This window comes from Kosakonia sp. CFBP8986 (assembly GCF_034044935.1).
In the GTDB taxonomy this organism is placed as follows: domain Bacteria; phylum Pseudomonadota; class Gammaproteobacteria; order Enterobacterales; family Enterobacteriaceae; genus Kosakonia; species Kosakonia cowanii.
The window spans coordinates 257,783-277,592 of record NZ_JAXCXB010000002.1 but is presented as its reverse complement, the minus strand read 5'-3'; the positions used below and the strand labels follow the sequence as shown (position 1 = coordinate 277,592).

The following is a 19,810-nucleotide window of genomic DNA, read 5'->3' as shown; positions in this document are numbered from 1 at the left end:
ACTGTTTCTGACATTATGGAGAAGGTTAGAACATGTCCGCACTTCCATTGCGTATCAATATTGCAGAAAACCACTTCTTTACCGGCGAAGCCTCGCCGCGCTTCACTCGCCAGCAGGCGCAGCAGGCGCGCCAGTTTCATCAAAAACTGGCGGGCTATCAGCCCACCCCGCTCTATGCTCTGAACGCGCTGGCGGCGTGCGTCGGTGTCGATACGATTCTGGTGAAAGATGAGTCGCAGCGCTTCGGCCTTAACGCCTTCAAAATGCTCGGCGGCGTTTACGCCATCGCGCAGCTGTTGTGCGAGAAATATCATCTTGATATCAACGCCTTCTCGTTTGAGCACTTCAAAGCAAGCAGCAAAGAGAAGCTCACCTTCGCCACCTGCACCGATGGTAACCACGGGCGCGGCGTCGCCTGGGCGGCGCAGCAGCTTGGGCAGAACGCCGTTATCTATATGCCGAAAGGCTCTGCGCAGGCGCGGGTCGATGCCATTCTGCGGCTCGGAGCCGAGTGCATCGTCACCGATATGAATTACGACGATACCGTGCGCTTTACCCTGCAACGGGCGCAAAAAAATGGCTGGGAGGTGGTGCAGGATACCGCGTGGCCTGGCTACACCAAAGTTCCCACCTGGATTATGCAGGGCTACGCCACACTGATTGATGAAGCGATCGAACAGATGGCCACGATGGGCTCACCCCACCCCACTCACGTTTTCCTGCAAGCGGGCGTCGGCGCAATGGCAGCCAGCGTGCTGAACTACCTCGCCGACATCTTCGACGCCCGGCATCTGCACAGCGTGATTATTGAGCCGGAGCATGCCGACTGCCTCTACCGCTCCGCCGTGAAGGGGGAGATCGTCAAGGTAAGCGGCGAGATGGAGACCATCATGGCGGGCCTCGCCTGCGGCGAACCCAACCCGCTCGGCTGGACGATCCTGCGCAACTGCGCCAGCCAGTTTATCGCCTGTGAAGATGCCGTCGCCGCGCTGGGCATGCGCGTGCTTGGCCATCCGCTGGGCGACGATCCGCGCATCATCTCCGGCGAATCCGGCGCCGTTGGCGCGGGCCTGCTCGCCGCTATCCCGCTGCACCCACAGGGCGAGTCGCTGAGAAAAAGCTTACAGCTTAATCGCGACTCGGTGGTGCTGCTGATCAGCACCGAAGGCGATACCGATGCGCAGCACTACCGCGAGGTGGTGTGGGCAGGCAAGCATCCGGCGGCTGAATAATTTCCCCGGCGTCAGCGCCGCTCCCGCCAGGCGGCAAGCGTCATAACAGGAGAAGAGAGCGATGGCTAAAGCTATCCCGTTTAAACAGATTGTTGAAAAAGCACACCTCTACGAAGCGGAGATGACACGCTTCCTGCGCGATATGATCGCCATCCCCAGCGAAAGCTGTGATGAGAAGCGCGTCGTTCACCGCATCAAAGAGGAGATGGAGCGCGTTGGCTTCGACAAAGTGGAGATCGACCCGATGGGCAACGTGCTCGGCTATATCGGCCACGGCCCGCGGCTGCTCGCCATGGATGCGCATATTGATACGGTCGGCGTCGGCAATATCAAAAACTGGGGCTTTGATCCCTATCACGGGATTGAAACCGATGAGCTGATCGGCGGGCGCGGCGCCTCCGATCAGGAGGGCGGCATGGCCTCGATGGTCTACGCCGGGAAGATCATTAAAGATCTTGGTCTTGAGGATGAGTACACCCTGCTGGTGACCGGCACCGTGCAGGAGGAGGATTGTGACGGGCTTTGCTGGCAGTACATTATCGAGCAGTCCGGCATTCGCCCGGAGTTTGTCGTCAGCACTGAACCGACCGATTGCCAGATCTATCGCGGTCATCGCGGGCGCATGGAGATCCGCGTCGATGTGCATGGCGTCAGCTGTCATGGCTCCGCGCCGGAGCGCGGTGATAACGCCATCTTCAAAATGGCTCCGATTCTCAACGAACTGGAGAAGCTGTCGCAACGTCTGGGACATGACGATTTTCTCGGCAAAGGCACGCTCACCGTCTCCGAGATCTTCTTTACCTCGCCAAGCCGCTGCGCGGTGGCGGATAGCTGCGCCATCTCTATCGATCGCCGCCTCACCTGGGGCGAAAGCTGGGAAGGCGCGCTGGAGGAGATCCGCGCGCTACCGGCGGTGAAAAAGGCCGAAGCGGTAGTGTCGATGTACAGCTATGACCGCCCGTCGTGGACCGGGCTTATCTATCCTACCGAGTGCTACTTCCCGACGTGGAAAGTGGAGGAGGATCACTTCACGGTGCGCGCGCTCTACAATGCCTATGAGGGGTTGTTCGGCAGCGCGCCGGTGGTCGATAAGTGGACCTTCTCCACCAACGGCGTCTCAATTATGGGGCGGCACGGCATTCCGGTTATCGGTTTTGGCCCCGGTAAAGAGCCGGAAGCCCATGCGCCGAATGAGAAGACCTGGAAGTCGCATCTGGTCACCTGCGCGGCGATGTATGCCGCGATCCCGCTGAGCTGGCTGGCGACGGCGTAGTTTGTCGATGTCACGCCCGCTTGATTTCGCGGCGGGCGTTCTGGAGTCTCTATGCGCGTACTGATTAAAAATGGCCTTATCGTCAATGCTGACAAGAGAGCCTGCGCGGATCTGCTGATCGATGCCGGGCGGGTTAAGCAAATTGCCAGCACGATTGAGGCCGATGCCTCCTGCAAGGTGATTGATGCCACGGGCTGTTATGTGATGCCCGGCGGCATCGATGTTCACACCCATTTCAATATTGATACCGGGCTTGCCCGCAGCTGCGACGACTTCTTTACCGGCACCCGCGCGGCGGCCTGCGGCGGCACTACCACGGTGGTCGATCATATGGGCTTTGGCCCGCCCGGCTGCCATCTGCGCCACCAGCTCGGGGTTTACCATAACTATGCCGCCTATAAAGCAGTGATCGACTACAGCTTTCACGGCGTGATCCAGCATGTGAATCACGGCATTCTGGATGAGATCCCGATGATGGTGGAGAGCGGCATCAGCAGTTTCAAGCTCTATCTCACTTATCAGTACAAGCTGAACGATGATGAGATTTTGCAGGCGATGCGCCATCTGCATCTGGCAGGCGCGCTGACCACCGTCCACCCGGAGAACGATGCCGCCATCGCCCAGCGCCGCGCGGCGTTTCTTAATGCCGGGAAAACCGCGCCGCGCTACCACGCCCTGAGCCGCCCGCCGGAGTGCGAAGCGGAGGCGATCGCCAGAGTGATTAATCTCGCGCGGCTTGCCGGCGACGCGCCGCTCTATATCGTGCACCTCTCCAATCAGCTGGGGCTGGAGTACCTGCGTCTGGCCCGCGCGCAACAGCAGCCGGTGTGGGTAGAGACCTGCCCGCAGTATCTGCTGCTCGACGAGCGCTGCTACGAACGCCAGGACGCGCTGAAGTATCTGCTCAGCCCGCCGCTACGTAACGCCCGCCACAATGATGCGCTGTGGAGCGGCATTGCCGATGGCACGATTGATACCGTTGCTACCGATCACTGCGCTTTTTCGCTGACTCAGCGCCAGACCCTCTCCGGCGGCGATTTCAGCCGCTGCCCGAACGGGCTGCCGGGGGTGGAAAACCGCCTGCTGCTGCTCTTCTCCTATGGGGTGATGACCGGGCGTATTTCGCCCGAGCGCTTTGTGGCGCTCACCAGCGCCAACCCGGCGAAATTGTTCGGCATGTGGCCGCAAAAAGGGCTATTGGCTCCCGGCGCGGATGGCGATGTGGTGATTATCGATCCGCAGCGCACCACCACCATTCGCCACGACCGGCTGCATGACAATGCGGACTACTCGCCGTGGGAGGGGTTTATCTGTCAGGGGGCGATCCGCCAGACCCTGTCGCGCGGGCGGGTGATCTTCGATAACGGCGTATTCACCGGCGTTGCTGGCCAGGGCCGCTTTTTACGCCGCCAACCCTTTCAGCCGCTTACGCTGCCGTCAGCGGAACCGTTGCTACAAGAGAGTGTGCTATGAAGAAAAAGATTGTTCTCGCCCTCGGCGGAAATGCGCTCGGGTGCGATCTCGCCGGGCAGATGCAGGCGCTACAGCAGACTGCACAAACAATAGCGGAACTGGTCGCACAGGGGCACCAGGTGGTGATCACCCACGGTAACGGCCCGCAGGTGGGCATGATCACTCTCGCCTTCGAGGCCGCCGCCAGAACCGAGGCACACACGCCGATGCTGCCGATGTCGGTCTGCGTCGCCCTGAGCCAGGGCTATATTGGCTACGATCTGCAAAACACCCTGCGCGAAGCCCTGCTCGCCCGTAACCTCGATATTCCCGTCGCCACGGTGATAACCCAGGTGGAAGTGGCGGCGGGCGATGCCGCCTTTAGCCAGCCGGACAAACCGATTGGCTCCTTCTTTTCCGAAGCTGAAGCGCAGGCGCTTATCCGCCAGGGTTACACCATGAAGGAGGATGCCGGGCGCGGTTACCGGCGGATTGTCGCCTCGCCAAAACCGGTCGATATCATTGAAAAAGAGACGGTAAAAGCGCTGATGGCCGCGGGTCAGGTGGTGATCACCTGCGGCGGCGGCGGTATTCCGGTGGTACGTGAGGGGCAGCATCTGCGCGGCGTCAGCGCGGTGATCGATAAAGACTGGGCCAGCGCCACCCTCGCCGCCATGATCGATGCCGATATGTTGATCATTCTCACCGCCGTGGAGAAAGTGGCGCTGCACTTCGGCAAGGCCAACCAGCAGTTGCTCGATACGCTCTCCGTCAGGGATGCGGAGCGTTTTATCGCCGAAGGCCACTTCGCCGCGGGGTCAATGCTGCCGAAGGTGGAGGCCGCCGTCGCCTTTGCCCGCTCGCGGCCTGGCCGCCAGGCGCTGATCACCGAGCTACGCCAGGCGAAAGCAGGCATTGAGGGGAAAACCGGCACGCTGATTAGCCAGTAACCGGCGGCCGGGCGTGCCCGATCAGCTCACCGCAATGGGCGTTTCACTCTGTTGCTGCGCGGGCGTATTGAGGCCGAGCAGCCCGCCCGCCGCGCGGTTTTTCACCTGCAGGATCTCCGCCAACACGCTGATGGCAATCTCCTGCGGCGTCTCGGCACCGATGTCATACCCCACCGGCGCGCGCAGGCGGGCAAGCACGCTGTCGCTGACGCCCGTATCGCGCAGCTGGCGCAGAAAGGATTGCACTTTACGCCGGCTCGACAGCAGCCCGAGCCACGCCACCGGCTGGTCAATCAGCAGCTCCAGCGCCTCGCGATCCTGGTTATGGGTGGCGATCAGCACGTAGTCCTGCGGCTGAATTGCGAGGTTGTCGATCACCTCGACGAAGGTTTGCCCATACACCAGCCGAATGGAAGGGAGAAAAGCATCAGAGGTAAGGCTCTGAAGATAGGTGTCGCCAACGGCGATATCAAACCCGAGCGGCACCGCAGCGTGCGCCATTGCGCGGTTAACGTGGCCTGCGCCAACCAGCACCAGCCGGGGGCGCAGGCCATGCACGCTGATATGGACCGTCATTGCGCCGCCGCAGTCCGAGCCGACCGCATTTTGCCCGCTGCGCGCCATACGGCCATGAAAGACGCGGGCGGTTTTCTCCCGCAGCGCCTCCAGCGCCTCGTTAATAACGTGGTGCTCAATCACGCCGCCGCCGATGGTGCCGATGATCGTGCCGTCATCGCGAATCAACATCTGCGCAGTGTGCCGGGGGGCTGAGCCACGGCTGTCAATAATCTGCGCCAGGGCGAAAGGCCGGTTCTGCTCTTCAAGTTTTGCTGCTTCTGCAAAAATCGTCATAACATCCTCAAGGTTATTTAGTCCGCGCGTGGCACGCTTTTTCACCTTTGAGTAATGCAATATTTATACTCGTCTGCCGTTTTATTTTTTAAAGCGTGAGCCGCGTCGTAAACGAACCTAATATTTGCCTGAAGATTAATCAGTAATAACCACGCTAATACGCAGCGGCGGGCGAGAAATTATCACTCTGATAGTTTCTCTGCGCTTTTTGAGAAAATAAAAATCACGCTGACCTGAGGATTGCCTGATACTCACCCTCGAAATAAACCCAACCGCCAGGACTTTAGATACACCTCACACTTTCATGCTCTTTCAACCACTTAAACCAGGAGTGGTGTGATTGTTGCTTTCTCTCCCCTCGCCGCTGCGATGAAAAATAGTGCGGCAATGTCGTTTATCTGAATAAGCCAGAGGAGAGGGTTATGGGAGATATTATGCGCCCCGTGCCGTTTGAGGCGCTGCTGACGCGTATTTTTGCGGAGTATCAGAGCCAGCGGTCAATATTTGGCATTCCTGAACAGCAATTCTATTCAGCCGATCGTTCGCGGCCCATCACGGTATTTGGCGAAACCTGCGCTACCCCGCTTGGCCCCGCCGCCGGACCGCATACACAGCTGGCGCAAAATATTATTACCGCCTGGCTGACCGGCGGGCGTTTTATCGAATTAAAAACCGTGCAGATCCTCGATCGCCTTGAGATTGAAAAGCCCTGTATTGATGCCGCAGATGCCGGGTTTAATACCGAGTGGTCGACGGAGTTCACCCTGGCAAAGGCCTGGGATGAGTACCTGAAAGCCTGGTTTGTGCTGCATTTGCTTGATGCGGTGTTCCCGCAGACGCCGAGAACAGAAGAGAAATCGTTTATTTTCAATATGAGCGTCGGCTACAACCTTGAGGGGATCAAGCAGCCGCCGATGCAGACCTTTATCGCCCGCATGATGGATGCCTCGGCGGAGCCAAAATTTCACCTCTATCGCACCACCCTGCATCACTGCCTGAATAACGCCGACTTTCTCGCCCGCCTGCCAAATCATGCCCGTTCGGCCAGGCTGCAATCGCTCTCGGAGCGCATTCCCGCCACGCTGGTGCAGGGTGTCACGCTCTCCACCATGCATGGCTGCCCGCCGGATGAGATTGAAGCCATCTGCCGCTATATGCTGGTGGAGAAGCGGCTCAACACCTTCGTCAAACTCAACCCGACCCTGCTGGGCTACGGGCGCGTACGCGAGATCCTCGACCGCTGCGGCTTTGAGGAGATTGTGCTTAATGAAGAGTCCTTCGCCCACGACTTACAGTTTGCCCCGGCGGTGGCGATGCTGACGCGGCTGATGGCGCTGGCGGTCGAACAGCAGCGCGGCTTCGGCGTCAAGCTGACCAACACCCTCGGCACAGTCAATACCCGCGGCGTGTTACCGGGCGGCGAGATGTATATGTCCGGGCGCGCCCTCTTCCCGCTCGCCATTAATGTTGCCGCCCGGCTCTCTCGCGCCTTTGATGGCAAGCTGCCGATCTCCTACTCCGGCGGTGCCAGCCAGCTCACCATCCGCGATATCTTCGAGACCGGCATTCGCCCGATCACGCTGGCAACGGATCTGCTGAAACCGGGCGGCTATCTGCGCCTCACCGCCTGCCTGCGCGAGCTGGAGCAGGCGCAGGGCTGGGAGATGACCGCTATTGATGTCGCGCGGCTCGATGCGTTGGCCGAACGCGCCATCACCATGGAGTACACGCAGAAAGGGTGGAAGCCGGACGATCGCATCGAGGTCGCCAGCCCGCTGCCCGCCACCGACTGCTATGTTGCGCCATGCGTTAACGCCTGCGCCATCAAACAGGATATCCCGGAGTATATTCGCCTGCTTGGCGAGGGCCGCTACGCCGATGCGCTGGCGTTGATTTACCAGCGCAATGCGCTCCCGGCGATGACGGGGCATATCTGCGATCACCAGTGTCAGTACAACTGCACGCGGCTGGATTATGAGAGCGCGGTGAATATTCGTGAGCTGAAGAAGGTCGCGCTGGAAAAGGGGTGGGAAGCGTACCAACGCCGCTGGCATAAACCGGCAGGCTCCGGCTCGCGCCATCCGGTAGCGGTGATCGGTGCCGGGCCTGCCGGGCTGGCGGCAGGCTACTTTCTCGCCCGTGCCGGGCATCCGGTGACGCTGTTTGAGCGCGAAGCCAGCGCCGGTGGCGTGGTGAAAAATATCATTCCGCCATTTCGTATTCCGGCGGAGCTGATTGAGCACGATATTGATTTCGTGGTGCAGCACGGCGTGAAGATCGTCTATGGCTGCGATCCGCACCTGACCATCGGGCAGTTACAAAAGCAGGGTTTTCACTATGTGCTGGTGGCGACCGGCGCGGATAAAAGCCACGCGGTGGCGCTGGGCGGCGATAACCCGAATATTCACGCCTCGCTGGCGTTTTTGCGCGCCTTTCATCGCGGCGAGCCTTTGCAGCCCGGTAAACATGTGGCGATTATCGGCGCGGGCAACACGGCGATGGATTGCGCCCGCGCGGCGCTGCGCATACCGGGCGTTGAGCGTGCCACCGTGGTTTACCGTCGCTCGCGCAAAGAGATGCCCGCCTGGCGCGAAGAGTATGAAGAGGCGCGCCGTGCAGGGGTGGAGTTTGCGTGGCTGAGCAACCCGGAGCAGTTTGCGCCAGACGGCACGTTGACCCTGCGCGTAATGCAGCTCGGCGAGGCCGATGCCGCAGGGCGACGCCAGCCGCTGGCCACCGACAAAACGCGCACCATGCAGGTCGATAGTGTCATTACCGCCATCGGCGAGCAGCAGGATAACGCGGCGCTGGCGGCATTCGGCCTGCCCGTTGATGAAAAGGGCCGCGTGGCGGTCAATGCCGAGGGTGAAACGCGCCTCGCCAACGTCTTTTTAATTGGCGATGTGCAAAATGGCCCGGCGTCGATTGTCGCTGCCATCGGCAATGCCCGGCAGGCAGCGGAGGCGATCCTCGCACGCGAAAGTCTCGCCAGCCATCAACAGAGCAAATACTGGAGCAATGTCGATCCGGCGGAGATTTACCAGCGCAAAGGCGACATCGCCCTGGCGCAGGCGGATAAGGCGGATCGGGAGAGCTTTGTCGCCCAGGAGGCGAGCCGTTGCCTGGCCTGCAACTACATTTGCAGTAAATGCGTCGATGTCTGCCCGAACCGGGCGAATATCTCGCTGCCGATCCCCGGCTTCAACAACCGTTTCCAGACCCTGCATCTGGATGCCTGGTGCAACGAGTGCGGCAACTGCGCGCAGTTCTGCCCGTGGCAGGGCAAGCCCTATCAGGACAAAGTGACCCTCTTCAGCCTCGAAGAGGATTTCCTCACTAGCCACAATCCCGGCTTTTTCATCGATAACCAGCGCGTCTATATCCGCCAGCATAACCAGCGGTGGCTGCTGGATATCGATGCGGATGGCCGTTTCGGCCATGTGCCGCCGCAGCTGGAGGCGATGTGCCGCATTATCGGCCACATCCATGAGCACTATCACTATCTGCTTAGCGAGGTAGAACAATGAGTCTCACCATCCTGAAAAATGCCACCGCCGCGCAGCTCTTCCCGGCGAAAGTGTGGCAGCAGGTCGATATCGCAATTAAAGATGACCTGATTCTCGCGGTCGACAGCGGGCTGGAGCAGCGCTATATGGGCGCGAAGGTGATTGAGATGCAGGGTCGACTGGTGATGCCCGGCCTGGTCTGCGCCCATAACCACTTCTACTCCGGTTTATCGCGCGGGATTCAGGCGAAAATCGCCCCCAGCCCCGATTTTATCTCGACGCTGAAAAACCTCTGGTGGCGGCTCGACCGCGCCATCGATGCCGAGTCGCTCTACTACAGCGCGCTTATCTGCGCGCTGGAAGCGGTGCGCAGCGGCTGCACTACGGTTATCGATCATCACGCTTCGCCGGGGTATATCGCTGGTTCGCTCAGCCAGCTGCGCCGCGCTTTTCTTACCGTCGGGCTGCGCGGTATGACCTGCTTTGAGACCACCGACCGTAACGGGGGGCTGCGCGAGGTGTGTAAAGGCGTGGAGGAGAATATCCGCTTTGCTAAGGAGATCGACGCCGCGCGGCAAAAAGAGCAGGAACCTTATCTGGTCGAGGCCTGTATTGGCGCGCATGCGCCCTTCACCGTGCCGCACGAAGGGCTGGTGATGCTCAGTGAGGCGCGAAAAGCGACCGGGCGCGGGCTGCATATTCATGTCGCCGAGGATCGCTATGATGTCGCCCATAGCCATCACCACTACGGAAAAGATCCGCTGGAGCGGCTGGCAGCGTATGACCTGCTTGATGACAAAACCCTTGTCGCCCACGGGCTCTATCTCTCCGACATCGATATCTCGCTGCTCAATGCCCACGACGGTTTTCTGATCCATAACGCCCGTTCAAACATGAATAACCACGTCGGCTATAACCACCGGCTGGCGCAGTTTCGCCATTTTGCGCTCGGCACTGACGGCATCGGCTCCGATATGTTTGAAGAGCTAAAGTTCGCCTTCTTCAAGCACCGCGATGCGGGCGGCGCGCTGTGGCCCGACAGCTTTGCCCGCGCGCTTCATAACGGCAACGAGGTGCTGAACCGCAACTTTAACGCCCGCTTTGGCCGTATCGAGGCGGGGTATAAAGCGGATTTGACCATCTGCGATTATCTGCCGCCGACACCGCTGGTTGATGCGAATGTCGCCGGGCATCTGGCGTTTGGCCTCAGTTCCAACAGCGTGCACAGCGTGATGGTGAACGGCAGGATGATTTACCAGGATCGCCGCTTTACCCTCGACTGCGCGTCGCTGTTTGCCGAGGCGCAGGCGGTGGCGAAACGGCTGTGGGCAAGGATGGATGCCCTGAACTGACCCCGCCTGCCCGCCCGTTGGTGCAAGCCGGGCGGGCAGGCGCTACACGGTAGGGTTGAGTGGTTTGCCCGATCCGCACAGGAGAGAGAACTCATGAAAGAGAGTGCTATGGCGGCTTCGGCCGCGTCCGTTGATGAGGTTCTGCCCGTTACGCAGATGTTCTTTTATGGCCTGCAACATGTGTTGGTGATGTATGCCGGTGCGGTGGCGGTGCCGCTAGTGGTGGGCAACGCGGTCGGGCTGCCTGCGGAACAGATTATTTTGCTTATCAGCGCCGATCTGTTTATTTGCGGCGGCGCAACGCTGATGCAGTCGCTGGGGGTGACGCAGTGGCTTGGCTGTCGGCTGCCGTTGATCCAGGGCTGCACCTTCGCCGCGCTGATCCCGATGGTGCTGATTGGTAAGGAGTATGGCCTCGGCGGCATCTCCGGGGCGGTGATTATCTCGGGGATCTTTATCCTCTGCTGCGCGCCGTGGATCAGTAAGCTGATCCGCTTTTTCCCCAGAGTGGTGATGGGCAGTATCGTCACGCTTATCGGCCTGTCGATTCTCCCCGTCGCCGGTGGCTGGGTCGGCGGCGGCGCAAGCGATATGCACGGCTTTGGCGACCTGATTTCGCTCCTGATGGCCGCCGTGACACTGGTGGTGATCCTCAATATCTACACCTTCGCCTCCGGGGTGATTAAAAACACCTCGGTGCTGATTGGACTGGTGGTCGGCACGCTACTGTGGAGCGTGTTTAAACCGCTCGATTTTCAGCTGGTGCAGGCGACGCCCTGGCTGCATCTGCCGCAGGCGTTGCCGTTTGCGAAACCGGAGTTTCACCTGCTGCCCGTCGCCCTGCTGTCGATGGTAATGGTGGTGGTGATGGTGGAAACCATGTCGTCGATGATGGCGACCGGCGATATTGTCGGTAAAAACGTCGATGCGCGGATGCTGCGTAACGGCCTTAACACCTGTGGGCTGGCAACCATGATCTGCGGGCTGTTTAACCTCTTCCCCTATGCCGCCTTTGCGCAAAACGTCGGGCTTATCGGCCTCACCGGCGTGCGCAGCCGCTTTGTGGTTGCCATGTCGGGCGTGATTTTGATGTTGATGGGGCTGTTTGCCAAACTGGCGGCGCTGGTGGTGTTAATCCCCAAACCGGTGCTGGGCGGCGCGGGGATTGTGATGTTCGGCATGGTTGCCGTCTCGGGCATTCGCACCCTCGGGCAAGTCGATTATCGCAACAACAATAACGGTATGGTGGTGGCGCTGACGCTCGGGCTGGGGATGATGCCGGTGCTGGTGCCGACGCTGTTTACCCAGTTTCCGCCAACGGTGCAGCTGTTTATGCACAGCGGCATCACCATCGGCACGCTGACGGCGATTGTCGCCAACCTGACCCTCAACGGCAGCGCGCCGTTTAAATTCTCCCACAACGCCCCCTCCCCCGATCCGCTGCCGCCCAGCGCCGCCGCGCGCAATGTGGCGGTGCGCACGGTGAGAATGTGGCTGCTGCTGCGCAAAGTGCAAAAAGAGCGGCAGGAGAAAGCGTGATGCACTCGCCCCGGCGGGCTGCCCTACACTGCCCGCCGCTGCGTGCCCAGCGCCAGTAACAGCAGGCAGATCGCCACCGAGACGGCCAGATTACAGAGCATGCCCGCGACAAACGCCGATGCGTACTGCCCCGCCTGCGCAACTGACCCGGCATCGCTCAGGGCGGCATTGAACAGCATCGCCACTACCGCCACGCCCAGCGCGGCACCGACTTGCTGGACGGTGGAGATGATGCCGGACGCCATGCCGGATTGCGCTTCGTCAACGTAGCCGAGCACCAGATTGAGCAGCGGCGTCATGATCGCCCCCTGCCCGGCGCCGACAATCACCAGCACCGGGATCAGGGTAACGGGGTTCAGCTGCGCCCCCGCCATCGCCACCTGGGCAATCAGCGCGGCAATAAACAGCGCGTAGATCAGCGCCCCGCCGATAATCGCCCGGATCCCCCAGCGCGCCACCAGCCTCGGTGCGGCGAGTGATGCCAGCACAAAACCGACGCTACAGGGTGCAAAAATCAGCCCCGCCTGTAACGGGTCCAGCCCAAACCCGTTTTGCACCAGCAGGGCAAAGCAGAGAAAGAAGGAGCTGGAGGTGGAGTAGACCAGCAACACCAGCATTACGCCGAGCGCGACATGGCGTTGCGCCAGCAGGCGCATATCCACCAGCGGCCATAAGCCTGCAATCCGACGCTGCTCCTGCTGGCGATAAAAGAGTACTAACATCGCCGCTGCCGCGCCCAGTGAGCAGAGCGTCCACGCGGGCCAGCCCTGGGTTGGCCCCTCGATCAACGGCACCAGTAACAGTGCGAGCGCGGTGCTAATTAGCAGCACGCCGCGCCCATCGAGCAGCGGTTTTTGCGGCGCGAAAGATTCGGGAATAGCGCGAGCCGCAACGATGGCAATCACGCCAACCGGGATGTTAATCAGAAAAATAGTGCGCCAGCCCAGGCCAAAGAGATCGGCGTGAATCAGCCCGCCGCCCAACACTTGCCCGGCAATCGCCGCCAGCCCCAGCGTCATGCCGAGCAGGCCAAACGCGTGGCGTCGGTCGTTACCGTCAAAGTTAACGCGAATCGAGGCGTAGACCTGCGGAAAGAGCAGCGCCGCTGCGAGCCCCTGCAACACGCGGGCGGCAATCAGCGTCTCGCTGCCTGGTGCCAGGCCACAGAGTGCCGAGGCGAGGGTAAAGCCCGCCATACCTAAGACAAAGAGGCGACGGCGACCAAAGCGATCGCCAAGCCGCCCGCCGGTGATCAGCAATACGCCAAAGGCAAGCTCGTACCCTGCGACGATAAAGCTGATTTGCGCAAAGCTGGCACCCAGCCCGCTCTGCATACTCGGGATGGCGACGTTCACCACAAAGAGATCGAAAATGGTGACAAAGCCTGCCAGCAGCAGCACGGCTAAGCCAGCCCACGGCGGCGCAGCGGCGGGAGTGCGATCACAGGGGATCGCAGCACAAGATGAGGATTTCATAACGCATTTCCATTATCAGCGGAGTGTGCGACGATTCTCCCTGCTTCATTAAGCCGTTACAATTTAACCATTTATACTATTACTTTTAGCAACGAGAGCCGAGATGCGAACTCTGGAACGAACCCGCCCCGATCTGGCGGCCTTTTTACGTGCGCACCGCCAGCGCCTGTCGCCCGCCGATGTCGGCCTGCCGAGCGGCAACCGACGCCGCACGCCGGGGCTGCGGCGCGAAGAGGTGGCAGCGCTGGCCGGGGTCGGTTTAACCTGGTACACCTGGCTTGAACAGGGGCGCGATATTGGCGTCTCGGCGCAGTTTCTCGACAACCTCGCGCGGGTGCTGAAACTCGATGCGGCCGAGCGCCGTCATCTCTTTATGCTCACCCACGCGCGCCCACCGGCCGAACCGGGCAAAACCTGGTGCGTACTGCCGCCGCTGGTGCGCCGCCTGATGCACGATCTCCCCCACCCCGCCTTTGTGCTCAACCTGCGCTGGGATGTGCTGGGCTTTAACGCCCCGGCAGACGCGCTTTTCGGCTTCAGTCGCCACGCGCCCGAGCGGCGTAACCTGCTCTGGCTGCTGTTCACCGATCCGCTGCTGCAGGAGCGTTTTGTCGCCTGGCATGAGCAGGCTCCGCTGATGCTGTCGAGCTTTCGCCGCGACTTCGCCCGCGCCAGCCAGAGCACCGATATTGTCGAACTGGTAGATGAACTGGAGCGCGTGTCGCCAGAGTTCAGCGGCTGGTGGCGGCAGCATGATGTACATGCTCCGTGCAACGGGCTGCGCCATTTGTGGATTGATCAGCATTCCGTGCCATTCGAGCACACCACGCTGATTATCGACGAAGATCGCCACCTGCGGCTGGTGGTTTATGCCCAACAACAGCAAGAAGCCGGGTAGCGAATAACGGGAAGCAGGTCAGGGCAAAAACTCGTGCGGCGTTGCGCCAAGAATCGCCCGGAAGGCCGCGGTGAAAGCGGCGGGACAGGAAAAGCCGAGCTGGTAAGCGACCTGCTTCACCGGAATGCCGTTAGAGAGCAGATCCAGCGAGGCGCAGATGCGTGCCCGCTGCTTCCAGCTTCTGAAGCTAAAACCGGTATCGCGGATAAACTGGCGCGAAAAGGTGCGTTCCGACATCGCTGCAATGTGGGCCAGATCGCTCAGCGACGCGTCCCAGCGCTGACCGATCAGTAATTCATTGGCGGCGCGGGCGAGGCGTTCGTCCTGCGGCAGGGGAAGTTCGGCGGCAAGGTGTTCTGTTTCGCTGAGGATTTCCAGCAACAGCAGCGCCATTCTCCGCTGGCTTGGCGCTTTGTACTCATGGCTGAACAGCCCCGCAATCAGCTCTTTCACCAGTGGCGTCGCGCCAATCACATGCACCAGTTCGCTCTTGGTGAAGTTGCTGCATTCGGCGATCAGCGAGCGGCTGAAGTAGAGGGTGCGCAGGTCGGTCTGCGAGAGCAGCGTATAGCTATGCTCCTGTAACGGTGGCAGCCATAACGCGCGCTGCGGCGGGATCACCCAGCGGCGCTCGCCGGTCTCTACCAGCAACACGCCACGGGTGGCAAACAGCAGTTGCCCTTCCAGATGGTAATGGGGCGGATCGATCTCTCCACGCTGATAGCCTCTGGCAAGGTTTGACCAGCCAATGGCGTCATCATGTCTTGGCGCTTTATCTATGCTGTTTGGCATTTGAGATTCAAAACCTGCATTTATGATTGCCGGGTTATATCACCCCATCGCAATCTGGAGCAAACATCAATGCGGGTTCATTTTATCGTTCATGAAAGTTTTGAAGCGCCCGGTGCCTATGAAAGCTGGGCGCAGCAGCGCGGTTACCAGGTTAGCCACTCCCGCGTCTATGCGGGCGATGCGCTTCCGGCCACGGCTGACGGCTTTGACCTGCTCATTATTATGGGCGGCCCTCAGGATCCGCATACCACGCAGGCAGAGTGTCCCCATTTTGATGCCCGCGCCGAGCAGGCGCTTATTGCTGCGGCGATCGCGGGCGGAAAAGCGGTGATCGGCATCTGCCTGGGGTCACAATTAATTGGCGAGGCGCTGGGCGCTGCTTTCGCACACAGCCCCGAGAAGGAGATCGGTAAATTCCCCATTACGCTGACCGCGGCCGGCAAAAATCACCCGCTGTTTGCCCATTTCCCTGAAACGCTGGCGGTCGGGCACTGGCATAACGATATGCCGGGCCTGACGGCAGACGCGCAGGTGCTCGCCTTCAGTGAAGGATGCCCGCGACAGATTGTCGCCTACAGCGATCGCGTGTTCGGCTTCCAGTGCCATATGGAGTTAACGCCAGAGGTGGTCGAGCAGCTTATCGCTCACTCCGAAGCGGATCTGAGCCGCGCCGCGCAGTTCCGTTTTGTCGAAACGGCTGAAGCGCTGCGCGCCCATGATTACCGCGAGATGAACGATATTCTGTGCCAGTTTCTCGATAAGCTTACGGCGTACTATCAAGACGCAACGCAGGCGCTGCGCCACTGATCTCATCAAGCGTATCGCGACCTGCCTCGCGCCACATACGCAGCAGGCGCTGGCGCGAATGGGGAGCGGCGCACGCAAGCTGCTGCAAGCTCTCAATCTGCGCCACGGCAAAGTGGCGAAAATCGCCGCGGGTTTCGCACCATGCGGCGAGCAACAGATCGCGGGATAAGTAGCCGAGGGCGAAAGGCCAGATCACGCGCTCGCTGGTGTTTCCCTGGCGGTCGGTATAGCGAATGCTCACTTTCAACTGTCGACGGATGGCGGCGCGCAGCCCGGCAACGTGCTCGCTTTCCACCGCCGTTTCTGCCCTGCCTACCAGCAGCGTGGCGTGTTCAAACAGCGATTGCATCGGCGGCGGGATGCTCTGCATCACTTTGCCCGCCACCTCGTTGGCCGCCTTGCCAATCTCCGCATCGCCATAGGTCGCCACCCAGCGCAGGCCGAGCGCCAGCGCATCCAGTTGCTCCGGGGTAAACATCATTGGCGGCAGAAGATAGCCCGGAGCAAGCACATAACCGGTGCCTGCTTCGCCCTGAATATCCGCGCCCTGCGCGCGCAGCGAGGCGATATCGCGATAGAGCGTGCGCAGGCTGATGGACAGCTCCTCCGCCAGGCTTGCGCCGCTCACCGGATAGCGGTGGCGGGCAAGGATTTGCAAAAGCGCGAGCAATCTTGCGGCACGCGCTGGTCCTGATGCTGACATGTTTTGTCACTCCTCCCTGCGATAGTCATCTCCCCATTACCTTGAGGAGAGAAGTGCCCAATGATACCGAATTTATTCATCCTGTATGTTTCCGACCCACAACGCAGCAGCGATTTTTACCAGACGCTGTTTCAGCAAGCACCCGATGTGGTGCTGCCCACCTGGGCGGCGTTCTCATTTGCCAACGGGCTTAACCTCGGATTATGGTCCACCCGCGCCGCGGATTTTCTCTCCGGTGGCGAAGGTAACCGCATGGAGATGAGTTTTATGGTGCAGGATAGCGCGGCAGTTGATGCGCTTTATCAGCAGTGGCTGGCGCTGGGCGTTGAGATGGAGCAGCCGCCCGCGCAGGCGGTTTTCGGCCGGACCTTTGTCGCCCGCGATCCCGACGGTCACCGCATCCGGGTTTGCATTCCGGATTAAGCGGGCTGTTCGCAGCCCCGGGAGATGGTATTGTTTTTATCCCTTACCGGATGTTCGCCGGGCTTAGTGCTTGATGCCCGGTGAACGCGCCTTATAACGATAAAAAGGATCAACAATGCAACGAAACCTCGCCTGCCTGACACTCGCTATTTCCGCCCTGCTCGGCGCCTCGACGCTACCCGCGTTGGCTGCGCCGCTTCCGGTCACGCCAGATCAATCGGTGCCGGTCAGTCACTACATTACGCAACTCAACGCCGATAAGAGCGTCACCTTTCGCCTTTTTGCTCCGGGCGCAAAGCGCGTCTCGGTGGTAACCGGCTCCAGCCCGGACAGCTACGTCTCGCATGATATGGATAAAGATGAGCGCGGCGTCTGGTCGTGGAAAAGCGAGGTGCTGACACCCAACCTCTATGAGTATTACTTCGACGTAGATGGTTTCCGCTCGGTCGATACCGGCAGCCGTTTTCAGAAACCGCAGCGCCAGGTGAACACCAGTTTGATTCTGGTGCCGGGCTCGATTCTTGACGATCGCGCGGTGGCGCATGGCGATCTGCGCACGGTTACCTACCACGCGAAAGCGCTGGGCGCCGAGCGCCGGATGTATGTCTGGACACCGCCGGGTTATGACGGCAAAGGCGAGCCGCTGCCGGTGCTCTACTTCTATCATGGCTTTGGCGATACCGGCCTGTCGGCGATTGACCAGGGCCGCCTGCCGCAAATCATGGATAACCTGCTGGCGGAGGGAAAAATCAAACCGATGCTGGTGGTGGTGCCGGATACGGAGACGGATATTACTGAGGCGATCCCGGAGAACTTCCCGCCGAAAGAGCGGCGTAAGGAGTTCTATCCGCTGAATGCGCAGGCCGCTGACCGTGAACTGATGCAGGACATTATTCCGCTGATTGATAGCCGCTTTAACGTGCGCAAAGATGCCGACGGGCGCGCGCTGGCGGGCTTATCGCAGGGCGGATTCCAGGCGCTCTACTCCGGTATGCACCATCTTGAGCACTTTGGCTGGCTGGCGACCTTCAGCGGCGTGACCACCGCAACGGTGCCGGATAGCGGAATTACCCGCCAGCTCGATAATGCCCAGGCGGTGAATAAGCAGTTGCATAACTTCACCGTGGTGGTTGGCGAAAAAGACTCCGTTACCGGCAAGGATATCGCCGGTCTGAAAACGGAGCTGGAGAGCAAGGGCGTCCATTTCGACTACAAAATGTACCCGGGCCTCAATCATGAGATGGATGTCTGGCGCCCGGCCTACGCCGAGTTTGTGCAGAAAGTGTTTAAGTAACGGCAAGCGCCTTCTCATCCCCCGGGAAGGCGCTAATCTGCCCCTGCTGCTTGCCTGAGATTTTTGCTATCGCGCGCCGGGGAAGAGAATAGGTTGAACTCGCAGGCCAGGCAGGCTAGCCTGCGTCAACAAATACCCTCTTCTAAAAAACAGGTAATGTCGGTAATGGCTTTAATCCCTAAAAACTACGCGCGGCTGGAAAGCGGCTATCGTGAAAAAGCACTTAAAATCTATCCGTGGGTATGCGGGCGCTGCTCGCGGGAGTTTGTTTACTCAAACCTGCGTGAATTGACGGTTCATCATATCGATCACGATCACACCAATAACCCGGAAGATGGCAGCAACTGGGAGCTGTTGTGTCTGTTTTGCCACGATCATGAGCACTCGAAATACACCGAAGCGGATCAGTACGGTACTAACGTGATTGCGGGAGAGGATGCGCAAAAAGATGTGGGCGCGGCGACCTACAACCCGTTTGCGGATTTAAAGTCGATGCTGGGCAAGAAGAAGTAAGGTTGCGTGAAATTCAGGCAATAAAAAACCCGCTCGTGGCGGGTTTTTTTTCATTATCAGTTGCGCTTACTGCTCAGGCTATCGCCGTCATCGCGGTTGTAAGGCTTGCTGATAATCAGCGCGGCTTACAGGGCAGTAACGTTGCCAGCTGCAGGGCCTTTAGCGCCGTTTTCGATGGTGAAGGAAACTTTCTGACCTTCATCCAGGGTTTTGTAGTTGTCGCTCTGGATTGCAGAGAAGTGTACGAATACATCTTTGCTGCCGTCGTCCGGAGTGATAAAGCCAAAACCTTTATCAGAGTTGAACCATTTTACTAAACCAGTCATTTTATTAGACATAGATAATTCCTTAATAGATGAGCCACTTAGCGCGGCGATAATGGCCTGTAATTAGAGAGTATCTTATTTGGCACTTAGGAGGAGGCTCACGAAGAAGGGTATCTTTGGATAACTCTTGAACTGAGGACTGCTTTACTAAAACTGCTTTCATAAGGTCTGTCTTCCAAACCGATGGCGCTATTAAGACACAGCAAATTTCTTTTGGCAACGTTTAAGTTTAATTATTTTAACCGCTTACACACCTGGACGGCTGCCTGTAGAAGCCGGAAGGCTTGAGTGGCGCGGCTTCAGCCGCTTAAGCCAAACGGCAAACTTTTTGTATTTATCGTCTCATTCAGGAACGTTTTTGCGAACTTAAACGCTCCCTCAATCATCTGCACGTTCACATTATCCCCCCTTAAATATAGGGGT

16 protein-coding genes and 1 pseudogene are annotated in these 19,810 nt (G+C 59.6%); 12 read left to right on the top strand and 5 right to left on the bottom strand.

Going from position 1 to position 19,810, the window contains the following annotated elements; all coding sequences use genetic code 11:
* Positions 1–32: 32 nt before the first annotated feature.
* From dpaL to arcC, 4 genes are all read left to right on the top strand, one after another.
* A complete protein-coding gene (gene dpaL, locus SOM48_RS05010; RefSeq protein ID WP_312479485.1) occupies positions 33–1,232 on the top strand; it encodes a diaminopropionate ammonia-lyase in 1,200 nt (399 codons plus the stop codon).
* Between the two features lie 61 nt (positions 1,233–1,293).
* Positions 1,294–2,505, top strand: a complete 1,212-nt coding sequence (locus SOM48_RS05005; RefSeq protein WP_054804309.1) for a YgeY family selenium metabolism-linked hydrolase — start codon at positions 1,294–1,296, stop codon at positions 2,503–2,505.
* A gap of 51 nt (positions 2,506–2,556) precedes the next feature.
* Positions 2,557–3,978: a dihydropyrimidinase gene (gene hydA / locus SOM48_RS05000; RefSeq protein ID WP_139568786.1), complete on the top strand. Its 1,422-nt coding sequence runs from the start codon at positions 2,557–2,559 to the stop codon at positions 3,976–3,978.
* Positions 3,975–4,907 (top strand): carbamate kinase, encoded by a 933-nt coding sequence (arcC, locus tag SOM48_RS04995; protein ID WP_320511550.1) that lies wholly within the window; start codon positions 3,975–3,977, stop codon positions 4,905–4,907. Before hydA ends, arcC begins: the two co-directional genes overlap by 4 nt.
* A gap of 75 nt (positions 4,908–4,982) precedes the next feature.
* Here the strand turns inward: arcC and SOM48_RS04990 are convergent.
* A pseudogene (locus SOM48_RS04990) lies at positions 4,983–5,759 on the bottom strand (XdhC family protein); the annotation flags it as partial.
* A gap of 422 nt (positions 5,760–6,181) precedes the next feature.
* Between SOM48_RS04990 and ygfK the strand changes: the two are divergent.
* The 3 genes from ygfK to SOM48_RS04975 all read left to right on the top strand — a co-directional run bounded on the left by ygfK (position 6,182) and on the right by SOM48_RS04975 (position 12,156).
* Complete coding sequence (gene ygfK, locus SOM48_RS04985; protein ID WP_320511549.1) at positions 6,182–9,286, top strand: putative selenate reductase subunit YgfK; 3,105 nt, start codon at positions 6,182–6,184, stop codon at positions 9,284–9,286.
* Positions 9,283–10,617: a putative aminohydrolase SsnA gene (gene ssnA / locus SOM48_RS04980; RefSeq protein ID WP_320511548.1), complete on the top strand. Its 1,335-nt coding sequence runs from the start codon at positions 9,283–9,285 to the stop codon at positions 10,615–10,617. Before ygfK ends, ssnA begins: the two co-directional genes overlap by 4 nt.
* A gap of 93 nt (positions 10,618–10,710) precedes the next feature.
* Positions 10,711–12,156: a nucleobase:cation symporter-2 family protein gene (locus tag SOM48_RS04975; RefSeq protein WP_320511547.1), complete on the top strand. Its 1,446-nt coding sequence runs from the start codon at positions 10,711–10,713 to the stop codon at positions 12,154–12,156.
* Between the two features lie 23 nt (positions 12,157–12,179).
* Here the strand turns inward: SOM48_RS04975 and SOM48_RS04970 are convergent, their stop codons facing one another.
* A complete protein-coding gene (locus SOM48_RS04970; protein WP_320511546.1) occupies positions 12,180–13,631 on the bottom strand; it encodes an MFS transporter in 1,452 nt (483 codons plus the stop codon).
* 103 nt (positions 13,632–13,734) lie between these two features.
* Here SOM48_RS04970 and SOM48_RS04965 point away from each other — a divergent pair, with 103 nt between their 5' ends.
* On the top strand, positions 13,735–14,529 hold the full coding sequence (locus tag SOM48_RS04965) for a helix-turn-helix transcriptional regulator (RefSeq protein ID WP_128482460.1): 795 nt from the start codon (positions 13,735–13,737) through the stop codon (positions 14,527–14,529).
* 18 nt (positions 14,530–14,547) lie between these two features.
* On the opposite strand, the gene SOM48_RS04960 is transcribed toward SOM48_RS04965, so the two are convergent.
* Positions 14,548–15,321, bottom strand: a complete 774-nt coding sequence (locus SOM48_RS04960) for an AraC family transcriptional regulator (protein ID WP_128482459.1) — start codon at positions 15,319–15,321, stop codon at positions 14,548–14,550.
* 69 nt (positions 15,322–15,390) lie between these two features.
* Here SOM48_RS04960 and SOM48_RS04955 point away from each other — a divergent pair, with 69 nt between their 5' ends.
* The gene (locus SOM48_RS04955) at positions 15,391–16,128 is read left to right on the top strand and encodes a type 1 glutamine amidotransferase (RefSeq protein ID WP_320511545.1); all 738 of its coding nucleotides are present in this window, start codon (positions 15,391–15,393) and stop codon (positions 16,126–16,128) included.
* Here SOM48_RS04955 and SOM48_RS04950 read toward each other — a convergent pair.
* Positions 16,085–16,831: a helix-turn-helix transcriptional regulator gene (locus tag SOM48_RS04950; protein WP_312479499.1), complete on the bottom strand. Its 747-nt coding sequence runs from the start codon at positions 16,829–16,831 to the stop codon at positions 16,085–16,087. The two genes, SOM48_RS04955 and SOM48_RS04950, sit on opposite strands and share 44 nt — an antisense overlap.
* Positions 16,832–16,891: 60 nt before the next feature.
* Here SOM48_RS04950 and SOM48_RS04945 point away from each other — a divergent pair, with 60 nt between their 5' ends.
* The 3 genes from SOM48_RS04945 to yajD all read left to right on the top strand — a co-directional run bounded on the left by SOM48_RS04945 (position 16,892) and on the right by yajD (position 19,061).
* Positions 16,892–17,254, top strand: coding sequence for a VOC family protein (locus SOM48_RS04945; RefSeq protein WP_128482457.1), 363 nt, complete (start codon positions 16,892–16,894; stop codon positions 17,252–17,254).
* A 115-nt stretch (positions 17,255–17,369) separates the two neighbouring features.
* Positions 17,370–18,548 carry an alpha/beta hydrolase-fold protein gene (locus tag SOM48_RS04940; RefSeq protein ID WP_289743262.1) on the top strand — a complete coding sequence of 393 codons (1,179 nt, stop codon included), beginning with the start codon at positions 17,370–17,372 and terminating at the stop codon, positions 18,546–18,548.
* Between the two features lie 165 nt (positions 18,549–18,713).
* Positions 18,714–19,061: an HNH nuclease YajD gene (gene yajD, locus SOM48_RS04935; RefSeq protein WP_023479696.1), complete on the top strand. Its 348-nt coding sequence runs from the start codon at positions 18,714–18,716 to the stop codon at positions 19,059–19,061.
* 125 nt (positions 19,062–19,186) lie between these two features.
* On the opposite strand, the gene cspE is transcribed toward yajD, so the two are convergent.
* Positions 19,187–19,399 carry a transcription antiterminator/RNA stability regulator CspE gene (gene cspE / locus SOM48_RS04930; protein ID WP_042716246.1) on the bottom strand — a complete coding sequence of 71 codons (213 nt, stop codon included), beginning with the start codon at positions 19,397–19,399 and terminating at the stop codon, positions 19,187–19,189.
* Between the last annotated feature and the right edge of the window lie 411 nt (positions 19,400–19,810).